Here is a 14,792-nt window from a genome sequence, read left to right as displayed (position 1 = left end):
CCCCGCCCTGTCCGGGCTGTCGCTCCGCGGACCTCAGGAACAGACCTCCGTGTCGTTCTCTGGCGTCCAGGGATAGTCCATGATCGGCGCATCCGCTGTGCATTTCATCGCGGCGATGACCCCCAGCACGAACTGCAGCGCAACGATGCAGAAGACGCCGACCGACAGCACGAGCAGGACGTAGGCCCAACCCCTGAGCTCGCGGACAACAGGGGTATCGAGGTCGCTGGCGGCCACCACCTTGCCGTGGCGGGACCGCATGGCTTCCAAGGGAGGGCGGACGTGTGCGACGAAGAGTTCGTTCACCCGCACGCCAATCGATTTGGGCGCGGAAAAGGAGAGGGCAATGGCCTTGCCGGGACCCCAGAGGTAGGCGAGCACGCCACCCCCCAGCAGGAGCCCGAGCCAGTACCCGAAGTTGTAGGCACCCAGGAAGATGTTCCCGGCCAGGGCGGCGACTGTTCCCGCCCATGCCGGCCAGGCAACGAGCGCGCACACCGCACCGATCAGAATGAGCGTCTGCTTCCTGAGCCACTTCTTCGTCGATGCGAGATTGGCACCGACGACATCGTGCTTGCCGAGGGCCGAGACGAGTCCCTCCAGTTCCGCCGTCAGCCCACCACCGCCGGGAACGCGGGTTGCGAGCCAGTCGTACTGATCCGTGGCCGACTTCACCACGACGGCGACGAGGAGTTTCTGATCGAGCCAGTTCCCGCGGAAGGCGACGTCCCCTTCGTTCAGAGCCTCTCGATACGCATCGGCCAGAGCGCGAACGTGCTCAGACGTGACTGCCATGCCCTACACATACAGTGCGGCGAGACGGACCATCTCGTCACCACGCCGTCGCACGGAGCAGCCGGACCCCGCCCTGCGACGGCGAGGCGGCCCGATGCCCCGGCGCAGCTCGTACGCCTTACGGACTGATCCGAACGCCTCCCCCGTCCGGGGGAGGCGCGGGGCGGAAACCGACGGCCACGGCCCGGAGGCGGGCAGGCTTGCGGACATGCGACAGCACTCCATACCCGACTTACCACGATGGTAGTGCCTCGCCCAAGCGACTGCGTTGCAGTCACTGCGCTAGGCCCGGATCTCGTCCAGGAGCATGCGAAGCGTGAGGCTGTGCTTTTCGCTATCCCCGGCAGTAGCCAGGGCCTTAAGGCCCTCCATGTTTCCCGTTCAACTCGCCCTCGACGAAGGCCAGTCCTCCAATGCCGGCCAGCTACTACCCCCGCTAGTGGTGGGACCTAAGGCCCTACTTTGGACTCGCGGCAAGAGTTCGGAACGGGGTACCGTCGCAGGTATGGCGACATACAAGGAGCGAGACGGCGTACTCACGTGGGAGGAGAGTCAAGGCCCCTGGGAGGTACTGGTCACCTGCGATCTGAACGCCCCGTTCGACGGGCCGTCCGAAGTGCGGGTCTGGTTCTCGCCCGACCTTGACAACCCGGGGCCGGACGTGGACGCGGCCACGGCAACGGACGGCATCCCAACCACCCTGCTCCGGGCGATCCCCCTGACAGAGATCCGGGCGCGCGCCCGGAGCCTGCGAAGGCAAGAGGCCCCCGCAAGGGAGCCTGCCCCTGTACCGGCGCGCATGACCTCGGAGAGGGACTACGTCCTACTCGTCGCGGAGCTAGCCCGGGTGCGGGCGTCCGGCGTAAAGAGCCCACAAGCGGCCCTAGCGGCCCGCCTAGGAATCGGTAAGGCCACCCTGTCGGAACGGATTAAGAGGGCTAAGCAGCTCGGCCTATGGGACGGCAAGGAGCTGACGGCCAAGGCAATCCAAATGGCCTTGGTGGACCTCGCAAGTCAGGTCGCGGACGAAGCGAATCACTAACAGGCGCATACACGAAAAGGCCCCCGCTCGGTAGCGGGGGCCTTCGTTTGTTTCTGCTATGCGCTGCGGGCTTCGGGTGTCCCCAACACCTTCCATCGCATCCACTGAGACGGAGCCTCGATACGGAACCGCCCCGATGTCAGGCGCCCGAACTCTGTAGCCGGGACCCTAGGGTCTACATACAGCTTCAATCCGATACGACGTAGCTCGTCGCCCTTTTCCAGGTTCGTAGCCTTAGCCCAAAACTCGGAGTACATCTCCCCGGTAGGCGTCCACACCTCGCGGTCCGGGACCACGGGCTCCGCTTCAAGCTCTGCTACGCGGTCCCTAAGCGTGTCCCTACGTGCCTTGTATGCGTCTAGGTCGTCGTCCCAGTCGCCGTCTTCCCGAGACGCCCTGAGGCGCTTCAAGCGGTCCTTAAGTTCCTGGATGTCTGCCCTACGGTCAACGCCATGCAACACGGTGAGGTTATGCCGCATGACACCGGAACTCATCAGGCGCATGAAGGCGTTAAGGACATCCCACAACTCGGCTTCCGGCACCCCGCCGATCGGGCAATGCGGCGTGTTGCAGCGGTAGCGGTACGGGGTTGTCTTGTAGCCCCTAGCCCGGTTGAAGTTCTTCCCGCACTCCGGACACACGATCACCCGGATAAGCTCGGTCCGGTCCTTACGTTCAGCCCTGTCGTACTGACCAAACTTGGACGCCTTAGCGTCGATCACCGAACGTAGCGTGTGGTACGTCTTCATTGCGATAAGAGGCTCTGCCTTTTGGATGGGCAGCCCGTCGGGTCCTATGAGTTCCTTGCCCCTATGTACGGCCCGGCCGATAATGGACGGGCTACCCACAATGAGTTTTATAGTCTGCGGTACCCACTTCGTCCCCTTCTTGGGGACGGGTACCCCTTCATCGTTCAGCCTGTCCGCAATAGCAAGATAGGCAACGCCTGCAATAGCGTCGGCCACGATGCTGCGGACAATCTCCGCCTGATCAGGGTCAGGCTCTAGATACCAGTTGCCTTTAGATCCCGTGGACCGGTAGCCGTACGGAATCCAACCGCCGTGATAGCGCCCGGCAAGCCTCGCGCGCTCGTGCGAGTCCTGGTTGCGCTCCTGGATCGCCTCCCACTCCCACGAGCCGACCATGGCCATGAGCTCAACGCGTTGACGGCCCGACTTCGTACGCGTGTCGTCGCCCTGCGCGGAGATCAGAAACTTGCCGTGCTTGGTGAGCCACTCAAGGAAGAGGTACATGTCCACGGGGCGGCGAGTAAGCCGGTCGATCTTCTGGACAGCGATCCCGTCGTACCGGTCTGGCTTCTTGAGCCACGGCCCCAGCTCCGGCCGCTGAAACAAGCGAACCTCACGGCCGGACACATCACGGTCCCGCGTCATGTCCACGAGGGCCGCGCCCGCATGGGCTACCGCCCCCGCTACGTCCTTCTCCTGCCCTGCGAAGCTGTCCGAGTGCTCGCGGAGCTTGGACTCACGCAACGCCCCCAAGAGGCGCAACGTCCGCGTTGCGGGTGCCTGCACTGCCATGCTGTGACCTTCTCTCCCAACCTGTCCCGACGCATCTCGGGCGTGGCAAGTTAGGTAGGCAGTGCGACAGCAGTACGACACGTCAACGCCCCCGCCGGCCTTCTCGGTCGCCGATGCCTTCACCCTGAGTACGGCCCTCGACGCCCTCGGCGGCGTCCGCGGCCTCGACACCCTCGACATGGCCTGCGGACACGGAAGCACCACCCGGCTGCTGGCGAGCGGCGGGGCCCGCAGGACGGTGGGCGTCGACAGCTGTCCCGAGCGGATCCGCCGGGCCCGGGAGACCGGCGCGGACCTCGCGCACCGCGTCGAGTACGTCGTCGCGGACGCGGCGGCGGGCCTGCCGGCCCTGGGGCCGTTCGACCTGGCCACCGCCGTGTACCTGTTCAACCAGGCCCACGACCGGGCGGCGCTGCACGCCATGTTCCGCGCCGTCCGCGCCAACCTGCGCCCCGGCGGGCGGCTCCTCGCCATCGTGCCGAACCCGGGGGCCTTCCCCTACGCCGACTGGGAGCCGTACGGGATCAGCGTCGTCGAGCGTGCTCCCGGCGGGGACGCGCCGCTGCTGCGGGCGCGGCTCGAGACCGATCCGCCGGTCCCGTTCGAATGCCGCGAATGGGCCCACGCCGACTTCGCGGAAGCCGCCGCCGACGCGGGCTTCGCCACCGTGGCCTGGCAGCCGACCCGGACCCCGCCCGCGTGCGCGACCCGGGACGAGACCTACTGGGCCCGCTACCGCACGGCGCCCGTCGGCTCCCTGATGAACTGCGTGGCCTGAGGGGCGGGCCGACCCTCGGCCCAGCCCTTCGGGCCCAGCCCGAAACGTAGGACGTCGCCGGCACGCAGCTTGCCCGACGCCCCGCCCTGCGCGCCGCGGCTCAGGACTCCGCCGCGGCCGCGCGGACCAGCTCCACGATCCGGTCGCGGGCCGCCCTGCCCTCCGGGAGCGGCATCAGCGGATAGTCGTGCGGCAGCCCCGGCTCCTCGATGTACTCCACATCGACACCGGCCCTCCGCGCCCGGTCCAGCAGTCCGCGGCTGTCGGTCGTCAGGACGTCCCGGGTGCCCGTGAACACCGTCATCGGGGCCAGCCCCGCGAACGACCCGTGCAGCGGGCTCACCCGGGGATCGTCGGCCGCCAGGTTGCCCGCGTACAGCCGTCCGGCCTCCCGCAGGCCGGGACGGGCCAGCATCGGGTCGCCCGCCTCGATGGCCGCCTGGTCGGGATGGCTCATGGACACGTCCAGCCAGGGCGAGATCAGCACGATCCGGGACGGCTGCGCCCCGTTGCGGTCGCGCAGCCGCTGCGCGGCGGCCAGCGCCAGCCCGGCCCCCGCGGAATCCCCGAGGAGCACCGTGCCGCCCGCGCCCCCGCTCGCGATCAGGCCGCTGAGCAGATCGGCGGCGACCGGGACGGTCCGGTCGGCGGTACCGCGCGGGGCCAGTATGTACGCCGGTACGACCACCCGGGCCTGCGCCTGGGTGACCAGGGTCCGGATCAGCGACCAGTGCGCCCGGACCAGTTCGTTGATGTACCCGCCGCCGTGCACGTACAGCACCCGGGCGGCCGGTTCCGCGCCGAGCGGCGAGACCTCGTACACCGGCCAGGCCCCGACGAAGGTCCGCGAGACCTCCGCCACCCGGCCCAGCGAACGCGGGGGAAGGTGCGACGCCGGGCGCCGCATCGATTCCGCCACCCGGGTACGGACCGCCTCGGCGCTCCCGAACCGTCTTCGCCGCCCCGCCGCGATCAGCGCGACCGAAAGCGCCCTGCTGCGCAGACTCGGCACGCCCCTCACCTCCCCATTCCCGGCCCGGACCACTCCCCGGCCCCTGCCCGACACCTGAGGAGCATAGGCGTGAAGCTGGGCTGTGGACCCGCTTAAGAAATCCTCGATGGACTGATCACCCGCAGGTCGGCAGATTGGTGTCGTCCGAACGCTGCCCGGCCCGCACGCCCCGTAGCGCTTCCTTCCGCATGCCTGGAGCCACCCCATGAAGGCACTCGTCAAGCACAAGGCCGAGCCCGGGCTGTGGCTGATGGACGTTCCCGAGCCCGAGTACGGCCCCGGCGACGTGCTGATCAAGGTGCTGCGCACCGGCATCTGCGGGACGGACCTGCACATCCGTTCTTGGGACGGCTGGGCGCAGGGCGCCGTCAAGACCCCCCTCGTGCTCGGCCACGAGTTCGTCGGCGAGGTGGCCGCGCTCGGCGCGGGCGTCACCGCCATCGAGGTCGGCGCGCTGGTCAGCGGCGAGGGCCACCTGGTGTGCGGGACGTGCCGCAACTGCCTGGCCGGGCGCCGCCACCTGTGCCGCAGCACGGTCGGGCTCGGAGTGGGACGCGACGGCGCCTTCGCCGAGTACGTGGTGCTGCCCGCGCAGAACGTGTGGGTGCACCGGACGAAGGTGGACCTCGACGTCGCCGCGATCTTCGACCCGTTCGGCAACGCCGTGCACACCGCGCTCTCCTTCCCGCTGGTCGGCGAGGACGTACTGATCACCGGCGCGGGCCCGATCGGGATCATGGCGGCGGCCGTGGCCCGGCACGCGGGAGCGCGCAACGTGGTCATCACCGACGTCAGCCCGGAGCGTCTGGAGATCGCCCGCAAGGCCGGCGCCACCCTCGCGCTCGACGTCTCGAAGGCGACCATCGCCGACGCGCAGGCCCAGCTCGGCCTGCGCGAGGGCTTCGACATCGGCCTGGAGATGTCCGGCCGCGGCGAGGCCATGCGCGACATGATCGACAACATGACGCACGGCGGCCGGATCGCCATGCTGGGCCTGCCGGCGCAGGAGTTCGCCGTCGACTGGGCCAAGGTCGTCACCTCGATGATCACGATCAAGGGCATCTACGGCCGCGAGATGTTCGAGACCTGGTACGCGATGACCGTGCTGCTGGAGGGCGGGCTCGACCTCAGCCCCGTCATCACCGGCCGGTACGCCTTCGGGGACTTCGAGGCCGCGTTCGACGAGGCGGCGACCGCGCGCAGCGGCAAGATCATCCTGGACTGGACGCAGGCGTAGCACGGGCTGAGCGCGGGCGTTCGGCCTTTCAGCGCTCCAGCGCTCCAGCGCTCCAGCCCTCCAGACCCACAGACCATTTCCCTCCGGCCGGGCCCCGCAGCACCCTCCCCCCTCCGCGGGGCCCGGCCCCCTCCCTCCGCCGCACCAGGAGAAAGAGAGCACCGCACATGTTCGAGACCGTCCGCGCGGACCTCCGTACGACCCTCGACGAGATCCGCGCCGCGGGTCTGCACAAGCCCGAGCGCGTCATCGGCACCCCGCAGAACGCCGCCGTCGCCGTGACCTCGGGCGGCGCCCCCGGTGAGGTCCTCAACTTCTGCGCCAACAACTACCTCGGCCTCGCCGACCACCCCGAGGTGGTCACCGCGGCGAAGGAGGCCCTGGACCGCTGGGGCTACGGAATGGCCTCCGTGCGCTTCATCTGCGGTACGCAGGAGGTGCACAAGGAGCTGGAGGCGCGGCTCTCCGCCTTCCTCGGCCAGGAGGACACGATCCTCTACTCCTCCTGCTTCGACGCCAACGGCGGAGTCTTCGAGACCATCCTCGGCCCCGAGGACGCGGTGATCTCCGACGCCCTCAACCACGCCTCGATCATCGACGGCATCCGCCTCTCCAAGGCCCGCCGCTTCCGCTACGCCAACCGCGACATGGCGGAGCTGGAGACCCGGCTCAAGGAGGCCACCGAGGGCGGTGCCCGCCGCAAGCTGATCGTCACCGACGGCGTGTTCTCCATGGACGGCTACGTGGCCCCGCTCGCCGAGATCTGTGACCTCGCGGAGCGCTACGACGCCATGGTCATGGTCGACGACTCGCACGCCGTCGGCTTCGTCGGCCCCGGCGGCCGCGGCACCCCCGAACTGCACGGGGTCATGGACCGCGTGGACATCATCACCGGCACCCTCGGCAAGGCGCTCGGCGGAGCCTCCGGCGGCTACGTCGCGGCGCGCGCCGAGATCGTCGAGCTGCTGCGCCAGCGCTCGCGCCCGTACCTCTTCTCCAACTCCCTCGCCCCGGTCATCGCGGCGGCCTCCCTCAAGGTCCTCGACCTGCTGGAGTCGGCCGACGACCTGCGCGAGCGGCTCGCCGCCAACACCGCGCTCTTCCGTACGAAGATGACCGAGGCCGGCTTCGAGATCCTGCCCGGCGACCACGCCATCGCCCCCGTGATGATCGGCGACGCGGCGGAGGCGGCCAAGATGGCGGAACTCCTGCTGGAGCGCGGGGTCTACGTGATCGGCTTCTCCTACCCGGTGGTGCCGATGGGCGCCGCACGGATCCGCGTCCAGCTCTCGGCCGCGCACTCGACGGCCGACGTGGAACGCGCGATCGCGGCGTTCATCGACGCGCGGGCGGCCCTGGCGGGCGCCGAGAACTGAGCTAGGGCCCCGCTCACAGGGCGCGGCGCCGTTGCCGGGGGGCCAGCCCCCGGACCCCCGCTCCTCAAATGCCGGAGGGGCTGATTTTGGCCGACGTCCGGCTCGATTCTGACCGCGCGCACGTGCCCGCACATGCAGGCTGCGCCAGGCCAAATCCAGCCCCGCCGGCGTTTGAGGCGCGGGGTCTGGGGCGGAGCCCCAGGGGGGTCTGGGCGCAGCCCGGGGAACGGGCGAAGGGCGGGTAGGGGACAGCACCCCCGCGCCTCCGGGACCGGCCGGGACCGGCCGGATCTCCGCCCGGTCCCGGCCGGACCGGGTACCAGGGTGGGGGCGGGGCCCCCGACTCGGTTCACGCCGGCCCCGGCCGGCCCCGGCCCCGCCCGCCCGATCGGTCGGCCCGGCAGGGCCCCGCGGGCTGCGAGAATGGCACTGTGATCGACCCCCGGAGGCTGCGCATCCTGCGGGCCGTCGCGGACCACCGTACGGTGACCGCCGCGGCCGCAGCGCTGTACCTCACCCCCTCCGCCGTGTCCCAGCAGCTCGCGGCGCTGGAGCAGGAGACGGGGCACGCCCTGCTGACCCGCAGCGGCCGGGGCGTACGCCTCACCGCGGCCGGCGAGATCCTGCTCGGGCACGCCCACGAGGTCCTGGCGCAGCTCGAGCGGGCCGAGGCCGAACTCGCCGCCTACGCGGGCGGTTCGGCGGGCGCCGTCACCGTGGCGGCCTTCGCCACCGGCATCGCCGAGGTGCTGGCCCCGGCCATCGCCCGGCTCGCCGTCGACCACCCCGGGATCCGGCTGCGCGTACGCGACGCGGAGGGCGACCAGAGCCTGCCGCTGCTGCTCGACGGCGAGGCGGACGTGGCCCTGGCCGTGGAGTACCGGGGCGCCCCCGGCGCCGACGACGGCCGGCTGTCGGTGCTCCCGCTGTACGCGGAACCCTTCGACGCGGTGCTGCCCGCCGGCCACCCCCTCGGCGATCTGCCCGAGGTGCCGCTGGCCGGCCTCTCGGACGCCGACTGGGTGGGCCAGTACCCCGGCAACCCCTGCCACGACGTCATGCAGCTCGCCTGCGAACTCGCGGGCTTCCAGCCCCGGCTGGTGCACTCCTCCGACGACTTCCGCGCCGTGGTCGCCCTGGTCGGCGCGGGCGCCGGGGTGGCCCTGGTGCCCCGTTCGGCGCTGCGCGGCATGGAACTCAAAGAGGTCCAGGTCCGCCCGGTGGCCGGCCCGGCGGCCACCCGGAGGGTCTTCGCGGCCACCCGGCGCGGCGCCGAGACGCATCCGCTGATCGCCCCGGTCCTGGCCGCCCTCGCCCGGGAGGCGGGCCGGCTCCCGGCGCACTGAAGGGCCGGGCCTGACCGGCAAGATCCGAAGGAGACGGCCTACCCGACCAGGAACACCGCGCCCGGCGCGGCGTGGTCGACCGGTCCGGGGTAGCGGGCGGCGGCGCGGGCCACGGCCTCGGCGGGCTCCATGTCCCGGCCGACGTGCGTGAGGACCAGCCGCCCGGCGCGGGCCGCGCGGGCGGTGTCGCCGGCCTCCTCGGGGGTGTGGTGCACCGGCTCGGCACCGGCCGCGTGCGCCGTGCTGTCGGCCTCGCACAGCAGGAGCGAGCAGTCCTCGGCGAACCGGGTCAGGGCCGAACAGGGCGCCGTGTCCCCGGAGTACACGAGGGACCGGCCTCCCGACCCGGCGCGCAGCGCGAAGGCGGGCATGCCGTGGGACACCGCCCGGCTGGTGAGGTCGAGCGCCCCGGCCCGCGCGCGGTGGCCGTCGTACAGCTCGTGGACCTCGAAGGCGGCCTCGACCGGGCTGCGGTCCGGGCCGTTGGTGAGGAACCCCGCCAGCCGGTCGGCGATGCCGGGAGGCCCGTAGAGGGGGAGCGGCGCGGGCCGCCGTACGTCGGCGTACAGCAGGCCGTAGTGCGCGGTCAGCAGGTCGGCCGTGTGATCGGCGTGCAGGTGCGAGATCCATATCGCGTCGAGCTCGCCGAGTCCCACGTGCCGTTGCAGCGGTCCCAGCGTGCCGCTGCCCGCGTCGACCCAGACCCGGGCGCCACCGCCTTCGAGGAGGTAGCCGGAGCAGGGGTTGTCGCGGGTGGGGTAGGGCGTCGCGCTGCCCAGGACGGTGAGCCGGAGAAGATCGTCTGCCATCCGGGGAGTCTAGGACGCGCGCGCCGCGGCCCCGGGCCGGGCCGACCGCCCCCCGGCCGTGTGCTCGGGCGCGGACTGCCCTCGTGTGCTCAGGCCCGGATGACCTCCACGCCCGCCGCCTCGAAGGCCTCGGCCACCGACGGGGCGAGGCCGGTGTCGGTCACCAGGACGTCCACGGCGTCCGTCGAGACGATGCGGGCGAAGGCGCGGACGCCCAGCTTGCTGGAGTCGGCCGCGATCACCACGCGGCGGGCGCGCTCGCAGAGCAGGCGGTTCATGGCGGCCTCGTCCTCGTGCCGGGTAGCGGCGCCGTCGGCCGGGTCGAAGGCGTCCACGCCGACGACGGCGGTGTCCACGGAGAGCTGCCCGAGCACCTCCATGGCGAGGGGACCCGTGAGCTCGTACGACTGGGGCCGGGCCACGCCGCCGGTGAGCACGATCTTGAACTGCGGTCTGATGACCAGCTCGCCCGCGATGTTCAGCGCGTTGGTGACCACGGTGAGGGCGGGGGAGCCGGTGGCGAGGTCGGGGCGGGCGGCCAGCGCCCGCGCGACCTCGGTGGTCGTGGTGCCGCCGGTCAGGCCGATCACCTCGCCCGGGACGATCAGCGCCGCGACGGTTTCGCTGATGCGGCTCTTCTCGGCGGCCCGGCGCGAGGTGCGGTAGCGCAGCGGGAGTTCGTACGAGACCCCGTGCAGGACCGCTCCGCCGCGCGTGCGGACGAGCAGCTGCTGCTCGGCGAGCTGGTCGAGGTCGCGCCGGATGGTGGCGGCGGACACGCCGAGGGCCTCGGCGGCGGGCTCCACTTCCAGCTCGCCCCGCTCCACCAGCAGGTCCAGCAGTGTCTGCCAGCGTTCCTTGCGGGTCATCGGCCGCCCTCTCGGTCTCGTCTTCGGACCCGTCCGCGATCGCTGCGTCGGTCGCTGCTTCGGGTCGCGTCTTCGATCGCGCCTTCGGTGGTCGCTTCGCCGTTCGCTTCGGCGCCCACTCTTGGCCTACGCGTCGAGATTAACGCAGGAGATCATCACTGGGATGCTTGAAGTTGCGTGAAAGAGCCCACTATCTTGCAGGAACACGCAATCAGGGATGCACGCACCGCGCTAGGGAGCCGCCATGAGCCATGTCGCGTACGAGTTGGGCACGCAGCCCGCATGCTGGGAGCGGGCCGCCGAACTGGCCCCGGAACACCGGGCGGTGCTGCCGCGGCCGGGGGAGCGTACCGCGATCGTCGGATGCGGGACCTCGTACTACATGGCCCAGGCCGCCGCCGTGTTGCGCGAGGAGGCCGGGCAGGGCGAAACCGATGCCTTCCCCGCCTCGGAGTTCCCCCGCCACCGGCGCTACGACCGGGTCGTCGCGCTGACCCGGTCCGGGACCACCACCGAGGTCCTCGACCTGCTGGCCGGACTGCGGGACGCGGGCGTGCCCACCACCGCCGTCATCGGGGACCCCGCCACCCCCGTCATGACCCTCGCCGACGAGCTCGTCGTACTGGACTTCGCCGACGAGCAGTCCGTCGTCCAGACCCGCTTCGCCACCACCGCGCTCACCCTGCTGCGCGCCCACGTCGGCCTGCACAGCCCGTCCGTGGTCGCCGACGCGCGCGCCGCACTCGCCGACCCGCTCCCCGCGGAGCTGGAGACCCGGGGCCAGTTCACCTTCCTCGGGCGCGGCTGGAGCGTCGGACTCGCCAACGAGGCCGCGCTGAAGATGCGCGAAGCCGCCCTGGCCTGGGCCGAGTCCTACCCGGCCATGGAGTACCGGCACGGCCCCATCAGCGTCTCGGCGCCCGGCACCGCCACCTGGTCGCTCGGCGACGCTCCCGAAGGGCTCGCGGAACAGGTCCGGGGGACCGGAGCCCAGTGGGTGGCCGGGCACCTCGACCCGCTCGCCGAGCTGGTCCGCGTACACCGCCTGGCCATCGCCGTCGCCGCCCACCAGGGGCTGGACCCGGACGCGCCGCGCAATCTGACCCGGTCCGTCATCCTCACCACGGGCGAGGAGGCCGTCCGATGAGCCTGGTCCCCGCCGGCAGGCTCGTCCTGGAGGCCGCCGCCCAGGGCCGCGCCGTCGCCGCCTTCAACATCATCACGCTGGAGCACGCCGAAGCGGTCGTCGCGGGCGCCGAATCGGCCGGACTGCCCGTGGTCCTCCAGCTCAGCGAGAACGCCGTCAAGTTCCGGGGCGGAGCGCTGCTGCCGATCAGCCGCGCGGCCGTGGCCGTCGCCGAGGCCGCCGGGGTCCCGGTCGGGCTGCACCTGGACCACGTCAAGAGCTCCGAACTGCTGCGGCAGGCCGTGGACGCCGGCTTCAGCTCGGTCATGTACGACGCCGCGCACCTCTCCTACGCCGAGAACCTGGAGGCCACCCGCTCCGCCGCCGACTGGGCCCACGTCAACGGCCTGTGGATCGAAGCCGAACTGGGCGAGGTCGGCGGGAAGAACGGGGCCGCGCCGCTGGACCCGCACGCACCCGGCGCCCGTACCGACCCGGACGAAGCGCGGCGGTTCGTCGCCGACTCCGGGGTGGACGCGCTCGCCGTCGCCATCGGCAGCAGCCACGCCATGACCAGCCGGACCGCGGCCCTGGACCACGTGCTGCTCGGCCGCCTCGCCAAGACGGTCGACGTGCCCCTGGTGCTGCACGGATCCTCCGGCCTGCCGGACGCGGAACTCGCCGCGGCCGTCGCCGGCGGCATCCGGAAGGTCAACATCGGCACCGCGCTCAACGTGGCGATGACCGAAGCCATCCGCACCCATCTGACCACCGCGGATCCCCGTCCGTATCTGACCGCCGCACGGGAGGCGATGGCGGCCACGGCCGCCGCTATGATCAGCGCCCTGAACTGACGGGAACGGGTACTGGGGGGATTTTGATGAGCACACAGCGGGGCCTCAGCAGCAGACGGCGGCTCCTTCTGGGACTGGGGGCCCCGCTGCTGCTCGGCGCGGCGGGGCTCGGCTACGCGATGTGGCCCGAGGAGGAGACCGCGGAGAAGGTCCGCACAGATCTGGCCCCGCTCAACCGGCGCTTCTGGACCGCGCTGGGCGACGTTTCCGACGCGCACTGGATCGGCTACGACATCGACGAGTCCAACAACGACCGGTCGGTCCCGAGCCCGGAGACCCGGATGCGGCTGGTCGGGGTCGCCCACCTCAAGCAGGGCACGGCGAACCGCATCATGGGCGATCCCGCCCACCACTTCGAGGTCGGGCCGCTGGTCTCGCCGCCCGCCGCGCTGAAGCCGTACATCCCCTCCAGCGCGGGCTGGAAGCAGAGCGTGACGTACGACAAGGTCGCCCTCGAGGAAGGCCTCGACGTGGTCCCGTCGGGCACCTTCCGCTTCGACGGCATCCGCGACCTCGTGTACTTCGACTACGTCTTCCTCTACAGCTGAGCGGTGACCCGCGGGAGTCCTCCCACTCGGTGGGAGGACTCCCGCGGCGCATTGAAGCTGCGGCCCGGGCGGTGTTCCGCCGGATGCGCGGCCGACCTCGACGGGCTCGGCCACGAGGAGCTGTGGCCCGGCGAACACCACTCCGCCGGGTACATCCGCAGACTTCCCGCTGACCCTTCCGGATTCTTGGAACAGGTTCTAGTCTGCCCCCGCGGCGGTGGCGGACGGCCGCGCGACCTTGAGCCACGAGAGACCCGGAGGGGCCGTGCACCTCGAATACACGCCTGAGCAGCAGCGGTTGCGCACCGAGCTGCGCGCCTACTTCGCCGAACTGATCCCGGACGACGTCTACGCCCGGTACGAGGACCCGGCCGAGCAGAAGCGCTTCTACCGGGAGACCATTCGCAAGCTCGGCGCCGACGGCTGGCTCGGCGTCGGCTGGCCCAAGGAGTACGGCGGGCGCGGGATGTCGCCCATGGACCAGTTCATCTTCTTCGACGAGGCCGCGCAGGCCGTCGTGCCGCTGCCGCTGATGGCCCTCAACACGGTCGGGCCGACCATCATGCAGTTCGGCACCGACGAGCAGAAGGCGTACTTCCTGCCCAAGATCCTCGCGGGCGAGATCGACTTCGCCATCGGCTACAGCGAGCCCGACGCCGGCACCGACCTCGCCGCCCTCAAGTGCAAGGCCGTCCGCGAGGGCGACGAGGAGACCGGCACCTACGTGGTCGACGGGCAGAAGATCTGGACCACCAACGGCGACACCGCCGACTGGGTCTGGCTCGCCGTCCGCACCGACCCGGACGCCCCCGCGCACAAGGGCATCACCATGCTCCTGGTGCCTACCTCCGACCCCGGATACTCCTGCACCCTCATCAACACCCTGGCCTCGCACGACACCACCGCGAGCTACTACGAGAACATCCGCGTCCCCGCGAGCCGCCGCGTCGGCCAGGAGAACAAGGGCTGGCGCCTGATCACCAACCAGCTCAACCACGAGCGCGTCACCCTCGCCGCCCACGGCACCATGGCCATCCGCGCCCTGCACGACGTCCAGCGCTGGGCCGCCGAGACCAAGCTCGCCGACGGCCGCCGCATCATCGACCTCTCCTGGGTCCGAGGCCGCCTCGCCCGCACCCACGCCCGCCTCGACGCGATGAAGCTGCTGAACTGGCAGATGGTCAACGCCGTCCAGGACGGCAACCTCACCCCGCAGGACGCCTCCGCCGTCAAGGTCTACGGCTCCGAGGCGCGCAGGGACGCGTACGCCTGGCTGATGGAGGTGGTCGGCGCGGCCGGCTCCCTGAAGGACGGCTCCGCGGGCGCGGTCCTGCACGGCGAACTGGAACGCGGCTACCGCAGCGCCGTCATCTTCACCTTCGGAGGCGGCAACAACGAGATCCAGCGCGAGATCATCTCGTGGATCGGCCTCGGCATGCCGAGGGTGCGCCGCTGACCC

14 protein-coding genes are annotated in these 14,792 nt (G+C 71.2%); 9 read left to right on the top strand and 5 right to left on the bottom strand.

The features are described 5' to 3' along the window. Positions 1–33 precede the first annotated feature (33 nt). Positions 34–795: a hypothetical protein gene (locus tag ACODT5_RS20775; RefSeq protein ID WP_422520814.1), complete on the bottom strand. Its 762-nt coding sequence runs from the start codon at positions 793–795 to the stop codon at positions 34–36. 505 nt (positions 796–1,300) lie between these two features. Between ACODT5_RS20775 and ACODT5_RS20770 the strand changes: the two genes are divergently transcribed. Further along, positions 1,301–1,837 carry a hypothetical protein gene (locus tag ACODT5_RS20770; protein ID WP_422520813.1) on the top strand — a complete coding sequence of 179 codons (537 nt, stop codon included), beginning with the start codon at positions 1,301–1,303 and terminating at the stop codon, positions 1,835–1,837. 56 nt (positions 1,838–1,893) lie between these two features. Here ACODT5_RS20770 and ACODT5_RS20765 read toward each other — a convergent pair whose 3' ends face one another. Then, complete coding sequence (locus ACODT5_RS20765; RefSeq protein WP_422520812.1) at positions 1,894–3,378, bottom strand: recombinase family protein; 1,485 nt, start codon at positions 3,376–3,378, stop codon at positions 1,894–1,896. A 61-nt stretch (positions 3,379–3,439) separates the two neighbouring features. Between ACODT5_RS20765 and ACODT5_RS20760 the strand changes: the two genes are divergently transcribed. Continuing rightward, positions 3,440–4,156 carry a class I SAM-dependent methyltransferase gene (locus ACODT5_RS20760; RefSeq protein ID WP_422520811.1) on the top strand — a complete coding sequence of 239 codons (717 nt, stop codon included), beginning with the start codon at positions 3,440–3,442 and terminating at the stop codon, positions 4,154–4,156. Between the two features lie 100 nt (positions 4,157–4,256). Here the strand turns inward: ACODT5_RS20760 and ACODT5_RS20755 are convergent, their stop codons facing one another. Then, the gene (locus ACODT5_RS20755; RefSeq protein WP_422520810.1) at positions 4,257–5,168 is read right to left on the bottom strand and encodes an alpha/beta hydrolase fold domain-containing protein; all 912 of its coding nucleotides are present in this window, start codon (positions 5,166–5,168) and stop codon (positions 4,257–4,259) included. A 205-nt stretch (positions 5,169–5,373) separates the two neighbouring features. Here ACODT5_RS20755 and tdh point away from each other — a divergent pair, with 205 nt between their 5' ends. From tdh to ACODT5_RS20740, 3 genes are all read left to right on the top strand, one after another. Further along, positions 5,374–6,405 (top strand): L-threonine 3-dehydrogenase, encoded by a 1,032-nt coding sequence (gene tdh, locus ACODT5_RS20750; protein ID WP_422520809.1) that lies wholly within the window; start codon positions 5,374–5,376, stop codon positions 6,403–6,405. A 167-nt stretch (positions 6,406–6,572) separates the two neighbouring features. After that, positions 6,573–7,781, top strand: a complete 1,209-nt coding sequence (locus ACODT5_RS20745) for a glycine C-acetyltransferase (protein ID WP_422520808.1) — start codon at positions 6,573–6,575, stop codon at positions 7,779–7,781. Between the two features lie 431 nt (positions 7,782–8,212). Continuing rightward, on the top strand, positions 8,213–9,127 hold the full coding sequence (locus tag ACODT5_RS20740; RefSeq protein ID WP_422520807.1) for a LysR family transcriptional regulator: 915 nt from the start codon (positions 8,213–8,215) through the stop codon (positions 9,125–9,127). Positions 9,128–9,165: 38 nt separating this feature from the next. Here ACODT5_RS20740 and ACODT5_RS20735 read toward each other — a convergent pair whose 3' ends face one another. Then, positions 9,166–9,936: an MBL fold metallo-hydrolase gene (locus tag ACODT5_RS20735; RefSeq protein WP_422520806.1), complete on the bottom strand. Its 771-nt coding sequence runs from the start codon at positions 9,934–9,936 to the stop codon at positions 9,166–9,168. A gap of 89 nt (positions 9,937–10,025) precedes the next feature. Beyond that, a complete protein-coding gene (locus ACODT5_RS20730; protein ID WP_385378764.1) occupies positions 10,026–10,805 on the bottom strand; it encodes a DeoR/GlpR family DNA-binding transcription regulator in 780 nt (259 codons plus the stop codon). Between the two features lie 244 nt (positions 10,806–11,049). On the opposite strand from ACODT5_RS20730, the gene ACODT5_RS20725 reads away from it, so the two are divergent. The 4 genes from ACODT5_RS20725 to ACODT5_RS20710 all read left to right on the top strand — a co-directional run bounded on the left by ACODT5_RS20725 (position 11,050) and on the right by ACODT5_RS20710 (position 14,789). Further along, a complete protein-coding gene (locus tag ACODT5_RS20725; RefSeq protein WP_422520805.1) occupies positions 11,050–11,952 on the top strand; it encodes an SIS domain-containing protein in 903 nt (300 codons plus the stop codon). Then, positions 11,949–12,785 carry a class II fructose-bisphosphate aldolase gene (locus ACODT5_RS20720; RefSeq protein ID WP_422520804.1) on the top strand — a complete coding sequence of 279 codons (837 nt, stop codon included), beginning with the start codon at positions 11,949–11,951 and terminating at the stop codon, positions 12,783–12,785. Before ACODT5_RS20725 ends, ACODT5_RS20720 begins: the two co-directional genes overlap by 4 nt. 26 nt (positions 12,786–12,811) lie before the next feature. Next, a complete protein-coding gene (locus tag ACODT5_RS20715) occupies positions 12,812–13,333 on the top strand; it encodes a hypothetical protein (RefSeq protein WP_422520803.1) in 522 nt (173 codons plus the stop codon). Positions 13,334–13,598: 265 nt separating this feature from the next. After that, positions 13,599–14,789, top strand: a complete 1,191-nt coding sequence (locus ACODT5_RS20710; RefSeq protein WP_422520802.1) for an acyl-CoA dehydrogenase family protein — start codon at positions 13,599–13,601, stop codon at positions 14,787–14,789. The last annotated feature ends 3 nt before the right edge of the window (positions 14,790–14,792 follow it).

Origin of the sequence: Streptomyces tatrensis (assembly GCF_049310065.1) — a bacterium.
Lineage (GTDB): Bacteria > Actinomycetota > Actinomycetes > Streptomycetales > Streptomycetaceae > Streptomyces.
The sequence above is the reverse complement of the archived record's forward strand: the minus strand, read 5'-3'. Positions and strand labels throughout refer to the sequence as shown.

Coding starts and splice junctions, on each gene's coding strand:
- ACODT5_RS20720 (WP_422520804.1), top strand. CDS start 11,949: ATGAGCCTGGTCCCCGCCGGCAGGCTCGTCCTGGAGGCCGCCGCCCAG.
- ACODT5_RS20770 (WP_422520813.1), top strand. CDS start 1,301: ATGGCGACATACAAGGAGCGAGACGGCGTACTCACGTGGGAGGAGAGT.
- ACODT5_RS20745 (WP_422520808.1), top strand. CDS start 6,573: ATGTTCGAGACCGTCCGCGCGGACCTCCGTACGACCCTCGACGAGATC.
- ACODT5_RS20715 (WP_422520803.1), top strand. CDS start 12,812: ATGAGCACACAGCGGGGCCTCAGCAGCAGACGGCGGCTCCTTCTGGGA.
- ACODT5_RS20725 (WP_422520805.1), top strand. CDS start 11,050: ATGAGCCATGTCGCGTACGAGTTGGGCACGCAGCCCGCATGCTGGGAG.
- ACODT5_RS20765 (WP_422520812.1), bottom strand. CDS start 3,378: ATGGCAGTGCAGGCACCCGCAACGCGGACGTTGCGCCTCTTGGGGGCG.
- ACODT5_RS20730 (WP_385378764.1), bottom strand. CDS start 10,805: ATGACCCGCAAGGAACGCTGGCAGACACTGCTGGACCTGCTGGTGGAG.
- ACODT5_RS20775 (WP_422520814.1), bottom strand. CDS start 795: ATGGCAGTCACGTCTGAGCACGTTCGCGCTCTGGCCGATGCGTATCGA.
- tdh (WP_422520809.1), top strand. CDS start 5,374: ATGAAGGCACTCGTCAAGCACAAGGCCGAGCCCGGGCTGTGGCTGATG.
- ACODT5_RS20735 (WP_422520806.1), bottom strand. CDS start 9,936: ATGGCAGACGATCTTCTCCGGCTCACCGTCCTGGGCAGCGCGACGCCC.